The following is a 24176-nucleotide window of genomic DNA, read 5'->3' on the forward strand; positions in this document are numbered from 1 at the left end:
CGCTCCGCTATCACCTGCCCGCCAAATCCCATGAATCAACCCTGTCACGCCAGCCAACGCCCGTAACCCAACAAACACCCCTATGTGGAAAACCCGAGACATCTGCCCCAGTCAGCGGCTGGTTAGACGTAAATACCTCCGCAGGGGGCTCCTGGGGAGGTATTTCGTCACGTGTGCCTGTGCTCGCTACTCGCAGGCTACGCCGTCGTGATCCCTGTCCAGGCCTGCGCGGTATCCAGGTTGCCCTGCGTACAAGGGTGCAGCACCAGCCGCCCTGGCAGCAGCGCAGTTGGCGAAATAGGCAGCCGCGGGCGCCGGAGCTGCCGGAGCCGGGGCGGGGACAACAGCGGGAGCAGGCGCCGGAGCAGGCGCCGGAGCTGCCGGAGCGGCTGGAGCGGGGACCGGTGCCGGAACAGCTGCCTGGGCCGGAGCCGGTGCAGGTTCGGCCGCCGGTGCAGGGATTGCCACAGGGCTCGGCGCAGGAGAGGGGGGAGCCTCCTGGTTCGTCGGCGCCAACTGGCCAGGGCAGTCACCAAGGATGCGTGCCATAGCGTCGTGCTCGGCCTGCGTTACCCAGAGGCTGTAGCTCGCCTTCACGGAGATCTGCCGCGCCACGTATTCGCACCGGTAGGCCTTATTCGGCGGCAACCAAGTGGCCGCGTCGCCGTCGCTCTTCTGCTGGTTTGTGGGCCCATCAGTGGCCTGAAGGTTAAGCGGATCGTTGGCAAGGGCGGTCCGCTGTTCAAGGCTCAGTTGCTGGGCACCCTTCTGCCAAGCGTCGCTGAGCGCCACTACATGGTCGATCTGCACGGCGGTGCTGGTGCTGGCACCCCTGATAAACGCGATCCTGTTACCCGTGTAGGGGTCAGCGAGGGTTCCGCTTTGGACCTTGCAGGGCACGCTGTTGGTGTAAGTGACCGCTGTGAGGTCCCGCTTGAGGATGTCGTTCCGGGTGTCGCATCCATTGCGGTCGACGTCGGCCCAGGCCTGACCGAATTGTGCGCGGTCGTAGCCGGTTTTGGGTGCCCTGCCTTTGATAGGCAGCGTTGCCAGGATGTCGAGTGCCTTTGATGCGTAGGCGGGCTGGGTGTGAGGAGCCTTGTAGGCAACACTCGCAGCCAGTTCCGGTGTGGCTTCGGGGTCCAGCGGCGCGCCCGACTCCGTTGCTGAAGGTGAGGGCGACGCCGTAGCACTTGCCGAGGTTCCGCCGTCGACCAGTTTCTGTGCTTCCGCGGCCGCCTGCGAAGCCTCGAGGCGTTCCTTGGGCTTAGTGGGAACCAGGGCCCCACCGGCAACGAACAGAACCAGCGCGCCGGTGAGCACGATGGCGCCGGCACGCCGTCCCCCCGGCACCAGTGCCCAGGAACGTCGCCCGGTTGCCGCGATGTAGATTCCGGTCAGCAGGGCCAGAAGGCCCAGCATGATAAGCATTCCGCCAAATCCGGACGTGAACGCACTGACCACCAGAAGGAGAACTGCGATGATGCAGACGCAGACAGTGGAAGTTGGCAGCCGGAAGGAACCCGTTCCGGGCGGTGTTTGGTTAGACAACAAATCCCCATTTCGAGACATCGGACCGCGAGTCGACGGCCGATATAAAGGACGCTTGTGGCTGAACGCCCTTGGGGATTCTAGTGCGGGAATTACAAGTTTGTAGTTCGGGACGGACTGTTACAGAAGCGGCGCCGACAAGAGGTCAACTCAGAGGTTGGCCTCGGCATAAGCCTGCAAGGCGTCCCGTACGAAGGCCGCGCCGGACTCACCGCCGTAGTTGGCCGCGAAGCGCGGATCGGCCACGTACATTTCGCCGAGTCCGATCACATATCCCTTGATGTCCCCGCCCGGTGTTGCCGAGGGCGTTCCCGGGATCCCGCGAAGCCATTCGACGTGTCGGCGGGCCAGATCCTGGGCTTCGGCACTGTCCGGAGCCGCATCAGAACCGGCCAGGGCAATCCAATCACTCCCCAGCTTCTGCACCCGCCCCTTCCATTCCTTCTTCTCTTCGCTGCTCATGCCACGCCACCACTTGTCGCTGGCTGCGTAGGCTTCCTTGCCCCATCGCTCCTCCACCTCGTCCTTGTACTGAGTGTGGTCGAAGCCGTCAAACATATCCTGTGCCATGAACTCTCCATCCCCTTTCAATGCCTCAATTGTTTGCTGCACGGACGCGATTTGCCGCCCCAACCTGTCTCGCTCCTGCCCGAGCCACTCAAGGTGGCCGTTCAGCGCCTTGACGGTGTCCGTCTCACGGCCGAGGACCTCGGCTATGGCCGGCAGCCCCAGGCCCAGCTCGCGCAGGAGAAGGATGCGCTGGAGCTGAACCAAGGCCGGACCGTCGTAATAGCGGTAGCCGTTAACTCCGGTCCGGCTTGGTTTCAGCAGCCCGATGTCGTCGTAGTGACGCAGGGTGCGGCTGGTGGTTCCTGCCATCTTGGCGATTTCCTGGATAGACCAGTCCATCCGTCCTCCGTCCCGTGCCTTTCCTTCGACAGTAGAGGTTGACGTTGCGTCAAGGTCAAGGGGTGGATCCGGAATTAGTCGGCCAGGATCAGGTAGAGCGCGCGGCGGGTCTCGTCGAGCTTTTCAATGGCGGCCTGCCGTTGTTCGTCGGTTGCGGCTGAGCGGAATTGGTGGATTACGCCCATCAGCTTGCCCACGCTTTGGTGGAAGGCAGCCCCTGTGGAGTCGGCTTCCGTGTTCCAGGCGTTCGCGAGTTCCTCCTCATGCTCCGAAACATAGGCGCGGCCGTCGTCGGTGAGGGTGAATTCGGTGCGGCGGCCTTCCCCGGAGGCGACGATGAGCTCTTCGTCGACCAACTGCTGCAACGTCGGGTAGACGGAGCCCGGGCTGGGACGCCAGGCGCCGGAGGTCTTCTCGGCGATGGTCTTGATGAGGCCGTAACCATTTGAGGGTGCTTCAGCGAGGAGCGAGAGGATCGCAGCCCTCACATCGCCGCGGTTGCGGCGCGGACCACCAGGTCCGAAGCCGCGCGGACCAAAGCCGCCGGGTCCGAAGCCCGGACCAAACCCGGGTCCGAAACCAGGACCAAAGCCGCCTCCGCCGTGGCCGCCGGGACCACGGCGGCCGGCTCCGCGCCCGAAGCGTCCGCGACCGGGCATTCCCGGGCCGTAGTCAGGAGAGTTGTGTTCGTGTTCGTGGATGCCTTTCATAACAGCATCGTCCTTTCGATAGTTTCCACCGAAGGAGTATCGGCGATACTTAACGATATATCGGTGAATATCGAAGCGTCAAGAGGTTGTGAGAGAGGATTCGGCGGATCGGGGGTGGGATGTGAGCGGGCGTTTAAAGAACGACGGCGGGTGCGGACTTATCGCTAAGTCCGCACCCGCCGTCGTGGGTCCGGGAAGTGCCTTTCGAAGCTACGAAAGCGGCGTGACGTACGCTCCCGAGATGCCGCCGTCCACCAGGAAGGTGGAGGCCGTGATGAACGAGGCGTCGTCGCTGGCGAGGAAAGCCACGGCTGCGGCGAGTTCCTCAGGCTCGGCGAAGCGCCCCAAGGGCACGTGCACCAAGCGGCGGGCTGCCTTCTCCGGATCCTTCGCGAAGAGTTCCTTGAGCAAGGGAGTGTTCACCGGTCCGGGGCAAAGGGCGTTGATCCGGATGCCCTGGCGGGCGAATTCCACGCCGAGTTCACGGCTCATGGAAAGCACTCCACCCTTGGAAGCGCTGTAGGAAATCTGGGACGTCGCAGCACCCATGACCGCCACGAACGAGGCGGTGTTGATGATGGAGCCCTTGCCCTGTTCCTGCATGTACGGGATGGCGTACTTGCAGCAGTAGTAGACGGACGTCAGGTTCACTTCCTGGACCCTGCGCCACGCGTCGATGCCGGTGTCCAGGATGGACGCGTCGTCTGCGGGGGAGATGCCTGCATTGTTGAAGGCGATATCGACACTGCCGTAGGTCTCCTTTGTCTGGGCGTAGAGGTTGCGGACTTCTTCCTCGCTGGTGACGTCGACCTTCACGAACAGGCCCCCTACTTCGCTCGCGGCGGCGATGCCCGAGGTGGGTTCAATGTCCGCGATCACCACGTTCGCGCCCTCGGCCGCCATCCGGCGTGCGGTGGCCAGGCCGATGCCGCTGGCCCCTCCGGTGATGACTGCGCTGCGGCCTGCGAGACGGTTGGAAACTACTGCTTGCATGATTGCTCCTTTGTAACGGTGGAAAAGACTAAGCGGACTGGGTGGAGATGAAGACGTTCTTGACCTCGGTGAACGCATCCAGGGCGTCGGGGCCGAGTTCGCGGCCGAGGCCTGATTGCTTGAAGCCGCCAAACGGCGTGGAGTAGCGGACGGACGAGTGGGAATTAACGGACAGGTTGCCGGACTCGACGCCGCGTGCCACGCGAAGCGCGCGATCCACCTTGGACGTCCAGATCGAACCGGACAAGCCGTATTCGGTGTTGTTGGCGATCCTGATGGCGTCCGCTTCGTCGTCGAAAGGCACGACGGCGACTACCGGACCAAAGATCTCGTCCGTGAAAGACGGCGCATCCAGCTCCGGAGTCAGCACGGTGGGCGGGAACCAGAAGCCGGGCCCTTCCGGCGCCTTCCCGCGGAAGGCGACCGGGGCGCCGTCGGGCACGAAACCGGAAACCGTACCCAGCTGCTGTGCCGAGATGAGCGGCCCCATGGAGGTGGCCGGATCCGCCGGATCGCCTACGCGCATCCCCAGGACCTCAGGTTCCAGCAGCTCCAGGAAGCGGTCGTACACACTGCGCTGGACAAGGATCCGCGAGCGGGCGCAGCAGTCCTGGCCGGCGTTGTCGAACGCACCGCCCGGGGCCGCCGCAGCAGCCAGCTCAAGGTCGGCGTCGTCGAAAATGATGTTGGCACTCTTGCCGCCAAGCTCCAGCGTCACGCGCTTCACCTGGTCCGCGCAGCCGGCCATGATCTGCTTGCCAACCCCGGTGGAACCGGTGAAAACCACCTTGCGCACGGCAGGATGGGTGACGAACCGCTGGCCAACCACAGAGCCCTTGCCCGGAAGTACCTGGAAGACGCCCTCAGGAATACCGGCCTCCAGGGCGAGCTCGCCCAGGCGGATCGCCGTCAACGGAGTGACTTCCGCAGGTTTGAGCACCACTGTGTTGCCGGCGGCCAGGGCCGGAGCGAAACCCCATCCGGCGATCGGCATCGGGAAGTTCCAGGGCACGATCACGCCCACCACGCCGAGAGGCTCGTGGAACGTCATGTTGACCCCGCCGGCCACCGGAATCTGCCGGCCGAAGTGCCGTTCCGGAGCCGCCGCGTAGTAGTTGAGGACATCGCGGACGTTGCCGGCTTCCCAGCGGGCGTTGCCGATGGTGTGCCCCGCGTTGCGGACCTCCAGCTGCGCGAGGTTCTCGAGGTCATGGTCGACGGCGGCGGCGAACCTCCGCAGGAGCAGCGCGCGGTCGGCGGGAGCAACCGCACGCCAGGATTCGTAGGCGGCGGCCGCCTTGGCAATGGCAGCATCCGTTTCGGCCAATCCAGCCAAGGGCACGGTCTGGATGACTTCCTCGGTGGCCGGATTGATCACGTCAAAGACAGTTGAGGTCATGCGGGGGACATCGCTTTCATGGTCGCGGTGTGGTCGGCTCGGTATTGGGCGGCGGCCTCCACGAAGCCGCGGAAGAGCCGGAGATCGTGAGGGTTCTGTTCGGGATGGAACTGGACGCCCAAAACCCAACTGCCGGCCGTGGTTTCGACGGCCTGGACCATGCCGTCGGCGGAGCGGGCAGTCACACGCAGCTGATCGGGAACAGAGTCCATGGCTTGATGGTGGTAGCAGGGTGATGCGGCAGAGGGGCCCAGGAGATCCTCGATCAGGCTCCCTGGCGTGGTGCTGAAGCTGGCTTCGCCGTACACGCCGGGGGCCGGCTGGCAGTTAGCATCCGGATTGATGTCCGGAATGTGTTGGACCAGGGTGCCGCCCAACACGACGTTCAGGAGCTGGGCGCCCCGGCAGATCGCGAAGAGTGGAAGCCCGCGCGCAAGCGCCCCGTGCAGAAGCTGGGAATCGTGCCCGTCCCGCAGGGGCTGTGGCCGGGTTGTGGGATGCGGTTCCTGCCCGTAAAGGGAAGGATCGACGTCGGGTCCGCCCACCACGATCAGCCCGTCCACCAGGTCCAGCACCGAAGGGTCGGTTCCCGCGGGCGGGAGTAGGAGCGGTGTGCCCCCGGCAGCGACGACCGCCTCCACGTACGTTGCCGGGAGGATGGCCGCCGTCGTATTCCACACGCCCCAGGAGGCTTCCTGAAGATAACTGGTCAGCGCGATCCTGGGCCGGTAGGTGTTTTTAGAGTCGTTCGAAACCACGGGTCCGCTCCCAGTCTGTGATGGCGCTGCCGTAGGCGGTGAGTTCCACGGTGGCGGCATGGACGTAGTGGTCCACCACGTCGTCGCCGAATGCCTTCCGTGCGATGCTGCTTTCGGCGAGGAGGTCGCGGGCGTCCCGCAGCGTTGTGGGCAGGCGCTCGGCGTCGGATTCGTACGCGTTGCCCCTGGTGATGGGCTGCAGGGGAACGTCGTTTTCGATGCCGTGGATGACCGCGGCAATCATCGCCGCGACGGCGAGGTAGGGATTCACGTCTCCGCCACCGATCCTGTTCTCGGTGCGGAGGCCTTTGCCGTGTCCCACCACTCGGAGCGCGCAGCTGCGGTTATCGAGGCCCCAGGCGACAGCCGTTGGGGCGAAGCTGCCTTCCACGTACCTCTTGTAGGAGTTGATGTTCGGCGCGAGGAAGTACGTGAGTTCGCGCAGCGCCGTCAACTGGCCCGCCACAAAACGTTCCATGACGGGGCTGAAGCCGTGTTCGCCGTCGCCCGCCAGGACCGGGTTCCCGTCAAGGTCGGTGAGGCTGAAGTGGATGTGGCAGGAGTTGCCCTCGCGCTCGTTGAACTTGGACATGAAGGTGATGCTCTTGCCGTGCTGGTCGGCGATCTCCTTGGCGCCGTTCTTGTAGAACGTGTGCTTGTCGCAGGCGGCCAGGGCCTGGTCGAAGCGGAAGGTGATCTCCTGCTGCCCGAGGTTGCATTCGCCCTTGGACGACTCCACCACCAGGCCTGCGGCTTCCATGTTGTTGCGGATGGACCGGATCACGGGCTCCAGGCGGGCGGTGGCCAGCAGGGAGTAGTCCACGTTGTACTGGGTGGCCGGCGTGAGACCGCTGTAATTCTTCTCCCAAGCCTGGGCATAGGAGTCATCGAACATGATGAACTCCAGTTCGGTGCCGGCGCATGCCCGGTAGCCGAGCTTTTCGAGCCGCTCAATCTGGGCCTTCAGGATCTGGCGCGGTGAAGCAACCACCGGCGTACCGTCTGTCCACAGCACGTCGCACTGCACCATCGCAGTGCCTTCCAGCCACGGGACGCGGCGCAAGGTGGAGACGTCCGGCATCATCACCATGTCTCCGTAGCCCGTCTCCCAAGAGGACATGGCGTAGCCGTCCACCGTCTTCATATCGACGTCGACTGCCAGGAGGTAGTTGCAGCCCTCCGCTCCGTGGCCCAGGACGTCTTCCAGGAACGAACGCGCTCCGCAGCGCTTGCCCTGCAACCGTCCTAGAGCGTCCGTGATGGCGACGATTACCGTATCTATCTCGCCACGGCCCACGAGTTCCCCCAGCTGCTCGACGGTGAGCTGCTGGTCCGGGAAGTCTTCTTTGATTTGGTCGTTCATGGTGTCTCCGCAGTTCTTGTGGTTGGACGTTGTTGTTGCTTGAGCGGGGTTGTTACTTCAGCTCGGCTTCGGCCATGGCCAGTTGGGCGAACTCTTCTTCGGGCGCGCCCGCCACGATCCGGTGCCGGCTGTAAAGCCAGAAGTAGAGAAGGGCGGCAGCGAAAATAACTGCCGTAATGGAGGCGGCGAAGACGTCGACGACGAACGTCGCCACAACTGCCACGGCGGAAAGAACCAGGGCGATCGACGTAGTGACGGTGCCGCCGGGCGTCCGGTAGCCGCGTTCGAGGTTGGGTTCCTTCTTGCGCAGGACGATGTGCGAGAGGTTGAGCAGGACGTAGGAAACCGTGGCTCCGAAGACTGCGATGTTGATCAGAAGGGCGCCGTTGTGGGTTATTGCCGCGAGGAGGAAGCCGATGGTGCCCGGAACAATCAGCGCCCAGTAGGGAGTCCGGCGTGCGCCGGTGAGGGAGAGCCAGCGGGGGAGGTAGCCGGCGCGGGAGAGTGCGAACAACTGCCGGGAGTAGGCGTAGATGATGGAGAAGAAACTGGCCACCAAACCGGCCAGCCCGGCGTAGTTGATGAAGTCAGCCAGGAAGGTGTTTCCGCCATAAGCGATCCGGAGGGCTTCGGGCAGGGGGTTGTCCGAACCGCTCATTGCCTGGGAACCTGCAGCGCCCGGGACCAGGACCAGCATCAGTGCTCCAAATACCACCAGGATGATGACTGCCACGATGATGCCGCGGGGCATGTCACGCTTGGGGTTTGAGGTCTCTTCAGCGGCCAGGGGGACCCCTTCCACCGCCAGGAAGAACCAGATTCCGTACACCAGGGCCGCCAGGATTCCGCTGACACCCATAGGGAGGAAAGCGCTGGAGCCTGCTGATCCATCAGGGACGATGTCGAAGAGTTTTGCAGCGTCAAACTTGGGGAGAAGGCCAACCACGGCTGCGACCAGGGCAACTGCGGCCACGGCGGTAATGGCGAACATGATCTTCAAGGCTTCGCCGACGCCACGAAGATGGATGCCGATGAAGATGACGTAGGTGACGAGGTAGACGGGCCAGGAGTTGGTCAGGCCGAAAAGGCCGAGCGCCTCAACGTAGCCTCCGATGAAAGTGGCGATTGCTGCGGGTGCCACTGCGTACTCGATCAGCACGGCCATTCCGGTAGCAAAGCCGCCCAAGGGCCCAAGAGCGCGTCGGGCAAAGGCGTAGCCGGCGCCTGCGGTGGGGAGCGTCGAAGAGAGTTCGGCAAGTCCGAAGACCATGCACGTGTACATGACCGCCATGAGGACGAAGGCGATCAGCAAGCCACCCCACCCTCCTTGGGCCAAGCCCAGGTTCCAGCCGGCAAAGTCGCCGGAGATGACGTAGGCCACACCCAGCCCGGCGAGCAGGACCCAGCCCGCCGCCCCTCGTTTGAGGCGCCGATGCTGCAAATACTCGTCCTCGCCACCGGACGGCCGTTCCACTGTTTCCATGCGTGTTCCTTACGTTTGAGGAATGCTTGTGGGAAAGTAATTGGGAGGATCCTCGGATCCTAAAGGACTGTTTTTAGTCCATTGCGTGCTTCATAGTTTGGACTGTGATGTGGCGCACGTCAAGACTTCCTTGGAAAGTGCGGGCAAATCTCTGCCGTCGGGTGTAATCAGCACGCCAATGGTTACTTACGCGACCATTGGCGTGGGACATGGGTAGCATGAAGGCAGCATCTCCCTGGCGGTGATGCGCTTCCGGTGAAAGGAGCTGCCGTGCCGGACACGGTCTTTGGCCCGTCGTTCTCCATGCTGCGCCCAGTCAGGGGCGGCAACGCGTTCGAGGAGACGATCGAACACATCCTCCAAACCATCAAGCTGGGCATCTTTGCCCCGGCCGAAAAACTTCCGCCGGAACGTGAGCTGGCCGAGCAACTTGGGGTCTCCCGGGCCACGCTGCGTGATGCCTTGGGCGAACTGCAGAGCGCCGGCTACCTGGAAGTGCAGCGCGGGAGGTACGGCGGAACGTATGTTTCCACTGATTCCGTGCAGCGCAAGCCGGAGCAGGGGCCGTTGGACCCGGCCGAGGTTGAAGACGTCCTGCTCTTCCGCTCAATCATTGAGCCTGCCGCTGCGGGACTGGCGGCCAAGGCTGATCTGTCGGCAGCAGCACGAAGGCATTTGCAGCTCTGCTTGTCCGAAGTGTGCGCTTCACCGGCCGCCGGCTATAGGCCCCGCGACTCGCGCTTCCACATTGCCATCGCCGAGATGTGCGGTTCCGCGAGCCTCGTTTCAGCCGTGGCGGAGACCCGGGCCAGGCTCAATGACTTGCTGGACCGGATTCCGCTGCTGGGAACCAACCTCGAGCACGCAAACGAGCAGCACACGGAGATCGCCGAGGCCATCCTTCGCGGCGACGCCCCTGCCGCGGAACGCGCAACCATGGAGCACCTGGAGGGCACGGCCTCGCTCCTGCGTGGATTCCTGGCCTAGCCGTTAGGCGGCTACTTCCACCAGGTATCGAAGATCGTGACCGGTACCGTGCGCTTGTGGCGGGTCCGGAGGTATTTCTGCTCGATGCTCTCGGCCACGCCCTCAGGCACGTCGCGGCCCTCGAGGTAGTCGTCGATCTGGTCGTAGGTGATGCCGAGCTCGTCCTCGTCCGTGCGGCCGGGCTTGTCGTCAAGAAGGTCTGCCGTGGGGACTTTCTGCCACAAGCGTGCAGAGGCGCCCAGCTCGGCCAGGACTTCGCGGTTCTGGCGCTTGTTGAGTCCGAACAGCGGCAGGATGTCCGCACCGCCGTCGCCATACTTGGTGAAGAAGCCCGTCACGGATTCCGCGCCGTGGTCCGTACCGATCACCAGGTAGTTGTGTTCGCCGGCGAGGGCGTACTGCGCGATCATGCGGGCGCGGGCCTTGGTGTTGCCCTTGTGGAAATCGGAGATTTCGGCGCCTGTGGTGTTCTTGAACTCGTCCTCGAAGCCGTCCACGGCGCGGGAGATGTTGAAGGTCCATTCGGTCTTGGCGTTGATGAAGTCCAAGGCCGCCTGGGCATCGTCCTCGTCGTGCTGGACGCCGTAGGGGAGGCGGACGGCCACGAAGTTGGCGTCAACACCCTCCGCTTCCAACTCCTCGACCGCCAGCTGCGCCAACCTTCCGGCCAGGGTGGAGTCAAGGCCGCCGGAGATACCGAGCACAAAGCCCTTTGTACCCGTTGCCTTCAGGTAGTCCTTCAGGAAGGAGACCCGCTTGCGGACCTCCTCCGCTGGGGTGATCCGGGGCTGTACGCCCATTTCCTCGATGATCTTGGCCTGGAGTTCGCGCATGTGTTCAACACTAGTCAGCCGCGTCACAAAGGCTCAACCATATTGCCGCCGGAGTCCCAAGTAAGTCGCAGCTAAGCCCGTTATGAGCAGTCAAGACGCGCACAACTGCGACTTACTTGGGTGCGGCGCCGGTGGAATTGCGGACAGTGAGGTGCGTAGGCATGACGGCGAGGCGCCTGCTTGAACCGGCATGGAGGGGATCCAGTTGGGCCAGCAGCATGGAAACCGCCACCCGGCCCGCCTGCTCAATCGGCGAGGCGATGGTAGTCAGCGGCGGATTGCAGAAATCGGCGCCGAAGATGTCGTCGCAACCTACGATGCTCATGTCCTCGGGCACCCGGATCCCCCGTTCCCGCAGCCGCTGGAGCATGCCGATGGCCAGGAGGTCGTTGAAAACAATGCAGGCAGTGGCTCCCGTGCGCACGGCAGCGTCTGCAGCTGCCGCGCCCGACGTCGTTTTGGGTGCAAAGGGGCCAATCCTCGAGGTTTCCAGCCCCCGCTCACGGCAGTCGTCCTCGAAAGTCTTCAGCCGCTTGGCGTTTGACCAGGATGAGGCCGGGCCCCCGACGTAGCAGATCCTCGTGTGGCCAAGTGATGAGAGGTGCTCTATTGCTTGGACGATTGCCCCAGGAGTGTCGATCATGACTGTCGGTGCGTTGGAAGACGAACGGTTGATGGTCACGATCGCCTGGGATGAAGCCGCCTCGGCCAGTTGGCCATCGGTCAGCCTGGAAGCAGCAAGGATGAACCCGTCCGCCGTCCGTTGCATTTTCTTGAGGGTATCGACCTCCATCTCGGCCGATTCCTCGGTATCCACCAGCAGCTGGGTGTATCCGGCAGCTTTCAGCTGGTTCTGGGTACCGCGGATGATGTCGAAATAGAAGGGGTTGGTCACGTCCGGGACCAGCAGGGCGATGGCGTTGGTGCGTCCGGAGCTGAGCCCGCGGGCCTGTGAACTGGGCACGTAGTTCAAAGCTGCAGCCGCTTGTTCGACGCGCTCCCGCGTCACGTGGTTGACCCGTCCGGGGTTGGACAGCGCCCTGGAGACGGTGGACGTGGCCACTCCTGCCAGCTCGGCTACGTCGCGGATGGTGGGCACTGCCGCCCGGGCTTTTGCATCTGCCATGGACGTAATTGCAGCACTTTTGGCAACTTTTGGCAAACGCTTGCCGCTGCGTTTGCCAACTCCTAGACTCGATGCCGAGCCCCTGTGACGTACACCACCATTGCGGGCTGGCCAACCAAGGAGGAAACAATGAGGTTTGCACCATCAGCAAAGCTGGCGGCCGTAGTCGCGGCAGCCGCGCTCGCTTTGACCGCCTGCGGAGGTGGCGGCGGCGGAAGCTCCACAAGTTCCAGCGGAGCGGTAGATGGCACCGGGAAGAAGCTCAGCGTCCTGACCGGAGTCAACAACCAATATCCGGAGCAGCAGAAGGAATGGTTCAAGGACATCGCGGCGAAATTCAAGGCGCAGACCGGCGCGGACGTGGAGTTCGAAACCTTCGCTTCCGCCAATGATGAACTGACCAGGATTCAAACCTCGGTGGTTTCCGGGCAGGGACCGGATGTCTACAGCCTCGGCACCACGTTTACCCCTACGGCTTACGCAACCAAGGCCTTCGTCACGCTGAACGACGACGACTGGAACAAGGTAGGCGGGAAGGACCGCTTCAACCCTGCCGCCTTGGGCATCTCCGGCCCGGACAAGGACCACCTGGCAGGCATCCCGTTCGTGAGCCGCCCCTTCGTTATGGCTTACAACAAGGACCTCTTGTCTGCGGCGGGAATCGACAAGCCGGCCACCACCTGGGATGAGCTTGCCGAGCAGGCCAAGAAGCTCACCAACGCCGGAGCAGGAACCTATGGCCTGGCTACGGGCTACAAGGACAACTTTGACCCGTGGAAGTTCATCTGGGCCATGTCCGTCCAGGCCGGGAACCCGCTGGTGGACGGCAACAAGCTGAAGCTGGACGACCCAACCGTCAAGAAGGCCTACGAAACCTACTTCGGATGGCTGACCAAGGACAAAGTGGTGGACCCGGCAGCCATTGGTTGGAGCAACAGCAATGCCGTGGCAGCGTTCGCTTCGGGCAAGGCAGGCTACCTGATGATGACCACTTCCAGCTCCGTCCCCACCCTGGACAAGTCCGCGATCGCAGGCAAGTACGCGTACGCCACCATGCCCACTGTGGCTCCCGGCGAGACGAGCCCCAAGGGCGACGGAGACAAGGCAGCCAGCATCCTTTCCGGTGACAACGTCGTGGTGGCTGACTACTCGCAGCAGAAGGATCTTGCCTTCGCCTACATCAAGCTCATCACCTCCAAGGACGAGCAGCTGAACTACCAGAAGATCTTCGGTGAGCTTCCGGCCAATGCCGAGGCCCTCTCATCGCTGACCGACCCGAAGCTGAAGCCGATCGCCGATACGGCCGGCAAGTCCAAGGCAACGCCCTTCACCGGGGCCTGGGGTGACATCCAGCTCGCCCTCCTGAACGTCACTGTGCAGTCCATCCCGGACCTCGCCAAGGGCGGCGTCGATGACGCGGCACTGGAGGCACGGCTCAAGGACGCCCAGGCCAAGGGCCAGGCCTCGCTCGACCGGGCTTCGAAGTCCTAGGCGGTAACCACCATGTCAACAGATTCGTTCAGGGAGATGAGGACCGTGGCCGGTCCGGTGCCTGACAAGCAGCTCACGCGGTCCGGTACCTTCGCAGACGCCCACGACGCCGGCAGCACGGCGAGCGCCGGCACAGGAACCGTAGGGAGCCAGGGGCCTTCCAAAAAGCCGGTCCGTCGCCGGAACATCAGCGAACGGAACCGTCCGTTGTGGATGCTGATTCCAGGCGGCCTGCTGATGCTGATCATCATTGTTGTCCCGCTGATCCTGGGCATCTACATGTCCACGCTGAACCTTGACCAGTATTCGCTGCGTAAATGGATCAGCGCTCCGTTCATCGGTGTGGAGAACTTTGTTGAGGCCCTGACAGACTCACCGCTGCTGCACTCCGTGTGGCTGAGCGTCAGTTACTCCCTGATTGCCATGGTGGTTACCGTTCCCCTCGGTATTGCCGCCGCTGTTGCCACCCAGAACGCGTTCAAGGGCAGGGCGCTCATACGTTCGATCTTCCTGATCCCGTACGTGCTTCCTTCCTTCGTCGTGGCAACAGTGTGGCGGACGATGTTCCAGCCGAACGGTGTTGTGGACTCTGCCTTGGGCACTGTCGGAATCGATCCCGGCCTCTGGCTCAACGGACCGCAGACCTATTGGACCCTGATCCTGGTCCAGATCTGGGCATCCTGGCCGTTCATCTACTTGCTGGCGCTCTCCGGTCTCCAGTCGGTGGACCACGAGGTGCATGAGGCCTCCGCCCTTGATGGCGCCCTCTGGTGGAACAAGCTCAGGTACGTCGTGTTTCCCTACCTCAAGGGACCGCTTTCCCTGGCGTTCCTCATCGGGATGCTCCACCACATCAACAACTTCACGCTTCCATTCGTGCTGTTCGGCGTCCCCGCACCATCCGACGTCGAGGTCCTCCCGATCCTGACCTACGTGACCAGTTTCCAGAGCTTCCGCTTTGGTCTGAGCGCGGCCATGGCATTCGTGTCCCTGGTCCTGATCGCCATCCCGCTGTTCATCTACCTGCGCGCCGTCAAACTGGACGACGCCGAAGCGCCAGGAGGCAAGAAGTGAGCACTTCAACAACTTCAGTCCGAGGCATGTCCAGGGGCGACGCGTCATCGGCCGGGTTCAGGCCCGGTTCCAGGCGGCAACACGAGGTAACACGGCTTTTGCCCGGTCCGCTTCTTGCCATCATCCTGACGGTCCTGTGCGCCATAGTCCTCATTCCGATCTTCTACATCTTCCTGGCGTCCGTGAACTCTGACATTGGCGTGGCCCGGGGCGAGTTCTGGCCGTCAACGTTCTCCATGGAGAACTACACCAAGATCTGGTCGAGTGTGGGCCTGGCGAAGGGCCTCACCAACAGCGTGCTGGTTGCAGGGGCAACCGCAGTGGTCTCGGCCGCGATGTCCGTCTCCATCGCCTACGTCCTGGTCCGTTACCAGTTCTTTGGCCGGCTCACCATCCTTCGCGGGCTCCTGGCCCTGCAGTCTGTCCCGGGCACGCTCATGGTCCTCCCGGTGTTCGTGCTGTTCTCCTCGGCGGCCAGCTACCTGGGCATTCAGGTCATTGGAACCCAGTGGGGATTGTTCATCACCTACCTGACATTCGCCATGCCGTTCTCCACTTGGGTGATGGTCACCTACCTGCGCGGCCTGCCCCGGGAACTGGAGGAGGCGGCAAGGATCGACGGCGCCAGCAACCTGGGCGTCCTGACCCGGATCATCCTGCCGTTGAGCTGGCCCGGAATCGTGGTCTCGGGAATCTTCGCCTTCCTCCTTGGCTGGAACGACGTCCTGTTTGCCTCCGTCATGACCCGCCCGGACAGCCAGACCGCTGCCGTCGCCCTGCAGATTTTCGGGGCCTCGCAGGAAGGCGGCGCCATCCCCATGTACGGCCAGATGATGGCTGCCTCACTTGTCTGTGCGGCGCCCGTGGTGATTCTCTACCTGATTTTCCAACGTTACCTAGTGGGCGGCTTGACCGCCGGAGGAGTCAAATAGCAATGACAGGTTCAGCAAAAGTCGAGTGGACGCTCTCCGGGTTCGGCGATGAGATCAGTGATGATCCAGTGGTCCAGATCGCTGTGCTGCAGGCCCTCGGGGCGAACCACATTGAAGTACGCAGCGCGTGGGGCACCAACATCGTGGATCTCGACGCCGGACAGCTTGAGCAGCTCAAGTCCCTCCTTGCGGACGCCGGCATGGGGGTTTCCGCAATCGCTTCTCCCATCGGCAAGGTGGATGTGAGCCTCCCGGTGGAACACGAACTGGACCGCCTGCGCCGGGCAGCCAACGCGGCACACGTGCTGGGCGCCCGCTACATCCGGATCTTCTCCTTCTACTACGGGGAAGGCGTGGCTGTGGACAGCATCCGGGACGAGGTCATCGTGCGGATGCGTGCCTTGGCAGCCCTGGCGGAAGAGCAGGGCGTGGTCCTTCTTCACGAAAACGAAAAGGACATCTTCGGCGACACCCCGGAGCGTGTCCTGGACATCATCGAGTCGGTGGCTTCGCCTGCTTTGAAGGTCGCCTGGGACCCGGCAAACTTCGTCCAGGTCGGCGTCAAGCCCTTCGACGAGGGATACGCAAAGCTGCGGCCCCATCTGGAGTACCTGCAGGTCAAGGACGCCCGGTTCGCGGACGGAGTGGTGGTTCCCTCCGGTGAAGGCGACGGCGATCTCCTCCGGACAGTCAAAGCCCTGAAGGAAGACGGCTACGTGGGCTTCGCCAGCCTCGAACCACACCTCGCCGGCGCCCACGGGCTCGGCGGATTCTCCGGACCCACCGCGTTCGGAATGGCAGCACGTGCCTTTGCAAAAGTAGTGAACGAAGCTGGAGTGGAAACCAAGTGAGCACTGATACGAACCGGATTATCAACGTAGCCATTGCCGGGTGCGGCAGCATCGGCAGGACGCACGCGGCCGCCGTCGGCGAATTGCCTGAACTGCGCGTCACGGCGCTGGTGGACGAGATCGAGGAAGCCGCAACGGCCCTGGCACAGCACATCGAAGACACCGGTGCCGCCCGCCCGGCCACCTTCGGGAGCCTGCGTGAAGCGCTGGCGGGTGACGACGTCGACCTCGTCATCATCGCAACTCCGAGCGGCCTGCACATCGAGCAGGCGCTGGAGGTGCTGGCCGCCGGCAAACACGTTGTCATCGAGAAACCGCTGGATGTGAACCTGGACCGGGCAGACGAAATCCTGGCCGCAGCAAAAGATGCGGAGGAAAAGGGACTCGTTGCCACCGTCATCAGTCAGCACCGTTTCGATCCGGCGTCGGTCCTGGTGGACAAGGCACGCCGCGCAGGGCGGTTCGGTCGGTTGACCTCGGCCATCGCATCGGTGAGCTGGTTCCGCAGCCAGGGCTACTACGATTCCGGCGCGTGGCGCGGAACGTGGGCCATGGACGGCGGCGGTGCGGTCATGAACCAAGGTGTGCACACCGTGGACCTCCTTCTCTGGTTCCTGGGCAAGCCGGTGGAGATCAGCGCCAAGACGGCGTTGCTCGCACACAAAGACGTTGAGGTCGAGGACACCGCGGTGGCCACCCTGACGTTCGAATCCGGCGCGCTCGCGGTGCTTCACGCAACCACGGCGGCCTACCCGGGACTCACTGTACGGCTCCAGGTCATGGGTTCAACCGGTTCGGCCGTCATCGACAACGACAATCTTGAGTACTTCCACGCGGGGGACCCGGAGGAAGTCAACAAGAATCCGATGGGTGTCCGCGGCGGTGGAAACCAGGCCGAGGCGGAACTGGCCACGTTCGACGAACCAGCGGTGGATACCAACCTGGACCCCACGGTCTACCCGGCCGGACACATCCGTCAGTACCGCGATGTGGTGGATGCCATCCGCAACCGCAGGGCACCCGGCGTCACCATCCAGGATGCCGTCACCGCCCTCGGCACGGTCCGGGCGCTGTACGTATCGGCAACCCTTGGCAAGCCGGTCCTGATCGCCGACGTCCTGGCAGGCAAGTACAACGACGTGCAAGTACGCACCGGAAACGGCCACTTTGAGGAGGTCACGGCATGAAATTCTCCGTCTTCACGGCATCCACCCCGGAATGGACCCCGGAAGAGGCTGCCACGACGCTGGCCGCGCAAGGCTGGCATGGCATCGAATGGCGCGTCACGGACCAAGCGGAGGCAGCGGAACCCGGCTTCTGGGCAGGGAACAAAGCCACGTGGCCCATGACCGGGCTTGAAGGCTCCCTCCCTGAAATTGCCCGGCTGACCCGCGAAGCAGGCCTGGAATACTCCGGCCTGGGTGGGTATGCGCGTTGCGACGACCACGACGGCGTTGAGCGGGTTCTCGCCGCGACGGCGGCTTTGGGTGCCCGCCAAGTCCGGGTCAACGTCCTTGCCCTGGGCAACTCGACCATGGGCGGCCAGGAACCGAGCGGGCTGTCCTATCCCGAACTGTTCGCCGCTACCCGTGAGCACTACGAATGGGTCGCGGAGCGGGCCGCGCACCACGGCGTCAAAGCGCTCGTTGAACTGCACCACGGCACCGTGACGGCATCCGCTTCATCTGCGCGAAGGCTCCTGGAGGGCCTTGACCCACAGCACGTGGGCGTCATCCACGATCTGGGCAACCTGCTCATCGAGGGCTGGGAGTCGCTTCTCCCCGGGCTCGAACTGCTCGGTCCGTATCTTTCCCACGTGCATGTCAAGAATGCCCGCTGGGTCCGCACGGAGGAACGCGACGCGGCAGGCGCTGCCGTTTGGGTCAATGAGTGGGCTCCGCTCGCCGAGGGGCAAGGCAGCGTCCTCGCCTATTTCCAGGCGCTCGCGGCCGTGGGGTACGACCAATGGGTCACCGTGGAGGACTTTTCAACGGAGGTTCCACTGGCCGACCGCACCGCCGGAAACCTGGAATTCCTCCGCCGCGCCGCCGCCGCAGCGGGACTGACCGTCAGCGGAAGCAACTCCGCTGACCTGCTCTCGAAAGGCTGAACCGATGTCCCCGTCAATCGCAGCCCATCCGGACCGGCTCCTTCCAGCGGACCCAAGAACCCGCGAGATCGCCCGCGGGTTGCTGTCCAGGGTCCAGGACCTGCCCATCATTTCCCCGCACGGCCACGTGGATGCGGCCGTGATCGAACGGAACACTCCCTTTCCCGACCCTGCCGAGCTCCTGGTCGCTCCGGACCACTACGTCACGCGCCTGATACATGCCTCCGGCGTACCCATGGAGCAGTTGCAGGGCGGGAATCCACAGGGCGCCAGGGGAGTCTGGCGGCGGTTCGTCGAAGCCTGGCCGCTCTTCGAGGGCACCGCGTCCGGGTACTGGCTGCGCACCCAGTTCGAGCAGGTGTTCAAGCTCGGGGCCGAGCTGTCCGAGCTCTCCGCGGACGCCAGCTATGACGCCATTTCCGCCAGGCTCGTGGAGCCGGACTTCCGTCCGCGGCAGCTCTTCAAGGACTTCAACATCGAGGTCCTTGCCACCACTGACGATCCCCTCGACTCGCTGGACAGCCATGCTGCGCTGGCCGCCGACCCGTCCTTCAACGGCCGGGTGCTGCCAACGTTCCGGCCGGATGCGTACATCAACATCGCTAACCCGTCTTGGGCGTCGAATGTCGAGCGGCTGATTGAAACCGCGGCCGACGGCGCAACCGGCTACGGCGGCTACATCGCGGCCCTGGAAAACCGGCGTCGTTATTTCGTGGACCATGGCGCCGTATCCGCGGACCATGGCGTGCGGACCCCGGCGACCCTCAAATTGGACGACGCCGACGCCGAGGCCCTCTTCGAGAAGGCCCGCGCAGGCCAGGCTACGGCCGCGGACCGTGACGCGTTCGAGGCGCACATGATGTACCAGATGGCGCGGATGTCAGTGGAAGACGGACTGGTGATGACCATCCATCCGGGCTCCTACCGCAACCACCACGGCCCCACTTTCGAGGCCTTCGGCGCCGACACCGGCCACGATATCCCCTTCGCGGTGAATTACACCGAGGCCATCCGTCCGCTGCTGCAGGATTTCGGCACGGCCAAGGACTTCCACCTGGTCCTCTTCACCCTGGACGAGACGGTGTTCTCCCGGGAGCTGGCACCGCTGGCCGGTTTCTACCCGTCGGTTTACATCGGCGCTCCGTGGTGGTTCCTGGACGCACCGGATGCGATGTTGCGGTTCCGTTCGGCCGTCACCGAAACCGCCGGGTTCTCGAGGTCTTCCGGTTTCATCGATGACACCCGGGCGTTCTGTTCCATCCCGGCCCGGCACGACACATCACGACGGATCGAGGCAGCGTTCCTCGCGCGGCTGGTAGCGGAGCACCGCGTGAGCGAGGACCGCGCGCACGAGCTGATTGTCGACGTCGTGGATTCCTCGCCCAGAAGGGTCTTCAAACTGTGAGCTCCCAGGAGGCGTTGCCACGGCTGAACCGAACCCTGGCGTTTTCCGGCGCCACACCACCAGTCAGGATTGTGCACCTGGGCTTGGGCGCCTTCCACCGCTCCCACCAGGCCTGGTACACCCAGCATGCAGGCGACGCCGGCGAGTGGGGGATCGCGGCTTTCACCGGCAGACGCCCGAACGCGGCCACCGCCTTGGCAGCCCAGGACGGGCTGTTCACAGTGGTGGAACGCTCGGGCAGCGGTGACACTTTCGAGGTGGTGGGGAGCATCGTCCAGGCCATCGACGGAGCAGATGTGGGGACGCTGGTGGAACTGGTTTCCGCCCCCGCCACAGCTGTCATCACCCTGACCATCACCGAGGCAGCTTACGGGCCCGGTGCCACGGACCTTCCGCTGCTGGCCTCCGGAAAGGAACCTACGACGCCGATGGGCCGCTTGGTCGCGGGCCTCGCCGCCCGTAAGAAGAACGACGCCGGACCGCTCGCCGTCGTGAGTTGCGACAATCTCTCCGACAACGGAAACGTGGCCCGCAAAGCGGTGCTGTCCCTGGCGGGGGAGTTCGATGCCGGGCTGGCGGAGTGGATCGAAGCGAACATCAGCTTCGTCAGCACGTCCGTGGACCGGATTACGCCGCGGACCACCCCGGACGATATCGCACTGGTGGCCTCTTCCTGCGGCTACCAGGACGATGCCCCCGTGGTCACCGAGCCGTTCCACAACTGGATCCTCAGCGGAAACTTTCCCGCAGGACGCCCCCAGTGGGAGGACGCTGGGGCCGTGTTCGTTGACGACATCGAACCCTACGAGAACCGCAAGCTTTGGCTGCTCAACGGTGCCCACTCGATCCTTGCCTACGCAGGCCTGGTCCGGGGGCACGCCACTGTGGCGGAGGCCCTCGCAGATTCCGTCTGCAGGGAGGCCGTTGAGGAGTTCTGGGACGAAGCAGGGAAACACCTGACCGCCCCGGATCTCCACATAGCTGAGTACAGGGCCGCGTTGCTGGAGCGCTTCGGCAACTCACGCATCGCCCACCACCTCAGCCAAATCGCAGCCGATGGGACCACCAAGCTTCGAATGCGTGCTGTGCCGGTGCTGCTGGCCGAGCGCTCCGCGGGACGTACCGGCCGGGGCGCGGCCGGCATGATCGCGGCCTGGGCTGCATGCCTTGCGGTAAAGCCAGACCTCCAGGACCCCCTGTCAGCCGAGGTCAGGGCAGCGAACGCGCTCACGGGTGAGCCTCGGACTGCTGCCTTGCTCCGGCTCATCGGCCCCGAGCTCGCAACTGAACCGCAGCTTGTATCCCTGGTGCACGGTCTTCAGGACCGTTTTGCCGCCGCTACCACGCACGCCTCCCATTGATTTCCCACACCTTCCGGAAGGACCAACGACCATGAAAATCATCGCCGCTGACGTCTTCGTGACCAGCCCGTCCCGTAACTTCGTGACATTGCGGATCACTACCGAGGACGGGGTAACCGGTATTGGTGACGCGACGCTCAATGGCCGTGAGCTCGCTGTCGCCGCGTATTTGAAGGAGCACGTTGCGCAGTTGCTGATCGGCAAGGATCCGCACCGAATCGAGGACACCTGGCAGTTCCTTTACCGGTCCTCGTACTGGCGCCGTGGCCCGGTGACCATGGCCGCGATCGCCGCCGTGGATATGGCGTTGTGGGACATCAAGGGCAAGGTTGCCGGGCTGCCCGTCTACCAGCTGCTGGGCGGGGCCTCCCGCAACGGTTTGCGGGCGTACGGGCACGCCTCGGGATCGGACATTCCTTCCCTCTTTGATTCGGTCCGCGAGCACCTGGAACTCGGATACAAGTCCATCCGGATCCAGACCGCAATTCCCGGGATCAAGGCCGTGTACGGTGTGGCCGCGCAGGCCCAGGCCTCGGGGGAGCGGTATGACTACGAGCCCGCCGGCCGTGGCGCGTTCCCGCAGGAGGAGGACTGGGACACCCGCGCCTACCTCCGCCACCTTCCCACTGTGTTCGAGGCGGTGCGCAACGAGTTCGGTCCCGAGATCCCGCTCCTGCACGACGGGCACCACCGCATGACCCCCATCCAGGCCGCGAAGCTCGGCAAGGCCCTGGAACCGTACGATCTTTTCTGGCTTGAGGACTGCACCCCGGCCGAGAACCAGGAAGGCCTGCGCCTGGTCCGCCAGCACACCACCACGCCGTTGGCCATCGGGGAGATCTTCAACACCGTGTGGGATTACCAGACGCTGATCAAGGAACAACTGATCGACTACGTCCGGGCCGCGTCCACGCACTTCGGCGGGATCTCCCCGTTGAAGAAGGTCATGGACTTCGCAGCCCAGTACCAGATCAAGTCCGGTTTCCACGGGCCCACGGACATCTCCCCGGTAGGTTTCGCCGCGCAGCTGCACGTTGGCCTGGCCATCCACAACTACGGCATCCAGGAGTACATGCAGCACTCGGACAAGACCAACGAGGTGTTCGAACAGTCCATGACCTTCAAGGACGGCTACCTGCACCCGGGCGAGAACCCCGGCATCGGCGTCGAATTCAACGAAGAAGCAGCCGCCGCCTACCCCTACCAACAGGCCTACCTGCCCTACAACCGACTCGTGGACGGCACTGTCCATGACTGGTGAACCGACGTCCGACCGGGCCGTGGAGTCGTTCCTGGGCCCCGGGGATGACGCCTTGAGGTTCCCGGTGGACCTCAAGGCGGCGCCGTTCCACCTCGATGAATCCGCAGCGGAATGGGTTGAGAAGACCATCGCCTCGATGACGCTTGAAGAGAAGATCGGGCAGCTCTTCATCAATCACAACAACGACTACTCGCCTGCGTATCTGGACAACGTGCTGGAGAACTTCCACGTGGGCGGCATGCGGTACCGGCCGGGCCCGTCGTCAGCAGTGCAGGAACATATCCGGTATGCGCAGTCCAGGACCCGGATCCCGCTGCTTGTTGCTTCCAACCCTGAGATGGGTGGCGCAGGAAGCTGCGACGACGGCACGTTCGTCTCTACGCACCTCCAGGCCGGTTCGCACCCGGACAAGTCGATTGCCCGTCGCATGGGAGAGGTAGCCGGCGTCGACGAGCGTGACCAGCACGTACGGGCGCGTGTACCGCGAAATGATCGGGCATGGCGTGCAGTCGATCATGGTGGGACACATCGGCGCACCCGAGGTGTCACGGCACTTCCGTCCGGGGATGCCGGACTCGGAGATCCGTCCGGCGACGCTGGCTCCCGAACTGCTTCAGGACCTCCTGCGAGGTGAGCTGGGCTTCAACGGGCTCGTGCTGACAGACGCGTCTCTGATGGTGGGCCTGACCCGGGCCATGAAGCGCCGCGACCTGGTCCCCGCCACGATTGCTGCCGGCTGCGACATGTTCCTGTTCTTCCGCAACCCGGAGGAGGACTTTGGGTTCATGCTCGACGGGTACAAGTCGGGCGTCATCTCCGACTCACGCCTGGAAGACGCCTTGCGGAGGATACTCGGGTTGAAGGCAAGGCTGGGCCTTCATACGGCATCCAGGGAATCCTTGGTTCCTGCTGCCGATGCTTTGGAGGTGATTGGCAGCGAGGCCCACCGAGCCATCGCTGCCGAGATCGCGGACAAGACCGTGACCCTGGTCAAGGACACGGCCCACAACCTTCCCATCACCCCGGAAACCCACAAGCGCGTCCGGCTGTACGGGATCTCGGGCGGGGCAGACTTCACGCGCGCGGACCCGCTGGCCTACCTGGACACGGTCAGGGAAGAACTCGAAGCCGCGGGGTTTGAGGTTCATGTCTTCAAGACCGCCGAGCAGCGCGAAGCCGCAGGGGAAGCCGGCATGAACTTCATGAGGGTCCTCTCCGAGGAAGCCACCGCCGGTTATGCGGATAAGTACGATGCCGCCTTCGTCTTCGCCAACGTCAAGGGCTTCGCGCAGGAGGCAGTGATCCGCATCAAGTGGTCCTCACCCATGGCCGCCGAGGTCCCCTGGTACGCCACGGAGGTCCCGACGGTGTTCGTGTCACTAAACCAGCCGAACCACCTGATCGATGTGCCCATGGTGAGAACTGCCATCCACGCCCACGCCGGAACCCGCGAAGCGATCCGCGCGGCCATCCTCAAGATCAAGGGGGAGTCCGAATTCCAGGGCACATTCAACCAGAACGTGTTCTGCGATTCGTTCGACACCCGTTTCTGACGACGGAGGAACAAGGAGGCGGCCGA

At 63.8% G+C, this 24176-nt stretch carries 22 protein-coding genes; 12 read left to right on the top strand and 10 right to left on the bottom strand.

All coding sequences use genetic code 11. The annotated features are described in order from the left end of the window. Positions 1-186: 186 nt before the first annotated feature. The 8 genes from ACIPY2_RS10010 to eat form a co-directional block, all read right to left on the bottom strand. Complete coding sequence (locus tag ACIPY2_RS10010) at positions 187-1551, bottom strand: DUF1524 domain-containing protein (RefSeq protein ID WP_400266234.1); 1365 nt, start codon at positions 1549-1551, stop codon at positions 187-189. Between the two features lie 150 nt (positions 1552-1701). Further along, the gene (locus ACIPY2_RS10015) at positions 1702-2460 is read right to left on the bottom strand and encodes a MerR family transcriptional regulator (RefSeq protein WP_400266235.1); all 759 of its coding nucleotides are present in this window, start codon (positions 2458-2460) and stop codon (positions 1702-1704) included. A 74-nt stretch (positions 2461-2534) separates the two neighbouring features. Beyond that, on the bottom strand, positions 2535-3170 hold the full coding sequence (locus tag ACIPY2_RS10020) for a PadR family transcriptional regulator (RefSeq protein WP_400266236.1): 636 nt from the start codon (positions 3168-3170) through the stop codon (positions 2535-2537). Between the two features lie 210 nt (positions 3171-3380). After that, complete coding sequence (locus tag ACIPY2_RS10025) at positions 3381-4163, bottom strand: 3-oxoacyl-ACP reductase (protein WP_280626356.1); 783 nt, start codon at positions 4161-4163, stop codon at positions 3381-3383. Positions 4164-4191: 28 nt separating this feature from the next. Then, positions 4192-5562: an aldehyde dehydrogenase family protein gene (locus ACIPY2_RS10030; RefSeq protein ID WP_400266237.1), complete on the bottom strand. Its 1371-nt coding sequence runs from the start codon at positions 5560-5562 to the stop codon at positions 4192-4194. Beyond that, positions 5559-6320 carry a gamma-glutamyl-gamma-aminobutyrate hydrolase family protein gene (locus ACIPY2_RS10035; protein WP_400266238.1) on the bottom strand — a complete coding sequence of 254 codons (762 nt, stop codon included), beginning with the start codon at positions 6318-6320 and terminating at the stop codon, positions 5559-5561. Before ACIPY2_RS10035 ends, ACIPY2_RS10030 begins: the two co-directional genes overlap by 4 nt. After that, complete coding sequence (locus ACIPY2_RS10040) at positions 6301-7683, bottom strand: glutamine synthetase family protein (RefSeq protein ID WP_400266239.1); 1383 nt, start codon at positions 7681-7683, stop codon at positions 6301-6303. Before ACIPY2_RS10040 ends, ACIPY2_RS10035 begins: the two co-directional genes overlap by 20 nt. Before the next feature lie 52 nt (positions 7684-7735). Next, positions 7736-9166 (bottom strand): ethanolamine permease, encoded by a 1431-nt coding sequence (eat, locus tag ACIPY2_RS10045; protein WP_400266240.1) that lies wholly within the window; start codon positions 9164-9166, stop codon positions 7736-7738. A gap of 270 nt (positions 9167-9436) precedes the next feature. Here eat and ACIPY2_RS10050 point away from each other — a divergent pair, with 270 nt between their 5' ends. Further along, complete coding sequence (locus tag ACIPY2_RS10050) at positions 9437-10153, top strand: FadR/GntR family transcriptional regulator (protein ID WP_400266241.1); 717 nt, start codon at positions 9437-9439, stop codon at positions 10151-10153. An 11-nt stretch (positions 10154-10164) separates the two neighbouring features. Here the strand turns inward: ACIPY2_RS10050 and nadE are convergent, their stop codons facing one another. Both nadE and ACIPY2_RS10060 read right to left on the bottom strand, forming a co-directional pair. Further along, a complete protein-coding gene (gene nadE / locus ACIPY2_RS10055) occupies positions 10165-10986 on the bottom strand; it encodes an ammonia-dependent NAD(+) synthetase (protein ID WP_400266242.1) in 822 nt (273 codons plus the stop codon). A gap of 112 nt (positions 10987-11098) precedes the next feature. Beyond that, on the bottom strand, positions 11099-12112 hold the full coding sequence (locus tag ACIPY2_RS10060) for a LacI family DNA-binding transcriptional regulator (RefSeq protein WP_400266243.1): 1014 nt from the start codon (positions 12110-12112) through the stop codon (positions 11099-11101). Positions 12113-12241: 129 nt separating this feature from the next. Here ACIPY2_RS10060 and ACIPY2_RS10065 point away from each other — a divergent pair, with 129 nt between their 5' ends. The 11 genes from ACIPY2_RS10065 to ACIPY2_RS10115 are packed head-to-tail and all read left to right on the top strand — an operon-like array spanning position 12242 to position 24150. Next, positions 12242-13603 carry an ABC transporter substrate-binding protein gene (locus ACIPY2_RS10065; RefSeq protein ID WP_400266244.1) on the top strand — a complete coding sequence of 454 codons (1362 nt, stop codon included), beginning with the start codon at positions 12242-12244 and terminating at the stop codon, positions 13601-13603. 12 nt (positions 13604-13615) lie between these two features. Continuing rightward, complete coding sequence (locus ACIPY2_RS10070; protein WP_400266245.1) at positions 13616-14677, top strand: carbohydrate ABC transporter permease; 1062 nt, start codon at positions 13616-13618, stop codon at positions 14675-14677. Beyond that, a complete protein-coding gene (locus ACIPY2_RS10075) occupies positions 14674-15609 on the top strand; it encodes a carbohydrate ABC transporter permease (RefSeq protein WP_400266246.1) in 936 nt (311 codons plus the stop codon). Before ACIPY2_RS10070 ends, ACIPY2_RS10075 begins: the two co-directional genes overlap by 4 nt. A gap of 2 nt (positions 15610-15611) precedes the next feature. Next, a complete protein-coding gene (locus ACIPY2_RS10080; protein ID WP_400266247.1) occupies positions 15612-16460 on the top strand; it encodes a sugar phosphate isomerase/epimerase family protein in 849 nt (282 codons plus the stop codon). Beyond that, positions 16457-17647: a Gfo/Idh/MocA family protein gene (locus tag ACIPY2_RS10085; RefSeq protein ID WP_400266248.1), complete on the top strand. Its 1191-nt coding sequence runs from the start codon at positions 16457-16459 to the stop codon at positions 17645-17647. The genes ACIPY2_RS10080 and ACIPY2_RS10085 overlap by 4 nt, the downstream gene beginning before the upstream one ends. Continuing rightward, positions 17644-18570, top strand: coding sequence for a sugar phosphate isomerase/epimerase family protein (locus ACIPY2_RS10090; RefSeq protein WP_400266249.1), 927 nt, complete (start codon positions 17644-17646; stop codon positions 18568-18570). The genes ACIPY2_RS10085 and ACIPY2_RS10090 overlap by 4 nt, the downstream gene beginning before the upstream one ends. A gap of 4 nt (positions 18571-18574) precedes the next feature. After that, complete coding sequence (gene uxaC / locus ACIPY2_RS10095; RefSeq protein ID WP_400266250.1) at positions 18575-19975, top strand: glucuronate isomerase; 1401 nt, start codon at positions 18575-18577, stop codon at positions 19973-19975. Next, positions 19972-21336 carry a mannitol dehydrogenase family protein gene (locus tag ACIPY2_RS10100; protein ID WP_400266251.1) on the top strand — a complete coding sequence of 455 codons (1365 nt, stop codon included), beginning with the start codon at positions 19972-19974 and terminating at the stop codon, positions 21334-21336. Before uxaC ends, ACIPY2_RS10100 begins: the two co-directional genes overlap by 4 nt. Positions 21337-21367: 31 nt before the next feature. Then, a complete protein-coding gene (manD, locus tag ACIPY2_RS10105; RefSeq protein WP_400266252.1) occupies positions 21368-22597 on the top strand; it encodes a D-mannonate dehydratase ManD in 1230 nt (409 codons plus the stop codon). Next, positions 22587-23231 carry a hypothetical protein gene (locus ACIPY2_RS10110; protein WP_400266253.1) on the top strand — a complete coding sequence of 215 codons (645 nt, stop codon included), beginning with the start codon at positions 22587-22589 and terminating at the stop codon, positions 23229-23231. Before manD ends, ACIPY2_RS10110 begins: the two co-directional genes overlap by 11 nt. Then, positions 23113-24150: a glycoside hydrolase family 3 N-terminal domain-containing protein gene (locus ACIPY2_RS10115; protein ID WP_400266254.1), complete on the top strand. Its 1038-nt coding sequence runs from the start codon at positions 23113-23115 to the stop codon at positions 24148-24150. The genes ACIPY2_RS10110 and ACIPY2_RS10115 overlap by 119 nt, the downstream gene beginning before the upstream one ends. The last annotated feature ends 26 nt before the right edge of the window (positions 24151-24176 follow it).

Origin of the sequence: Paenarthrobacter sp. NPDC089675, assembly GCF_044749185.1 — a bacterium.
Taxonomy (GTDB): Bacteria; Actinomycetota; Actinomycetes; order Actinomycetales; family Micrococcaceae; genus Arthrobacter.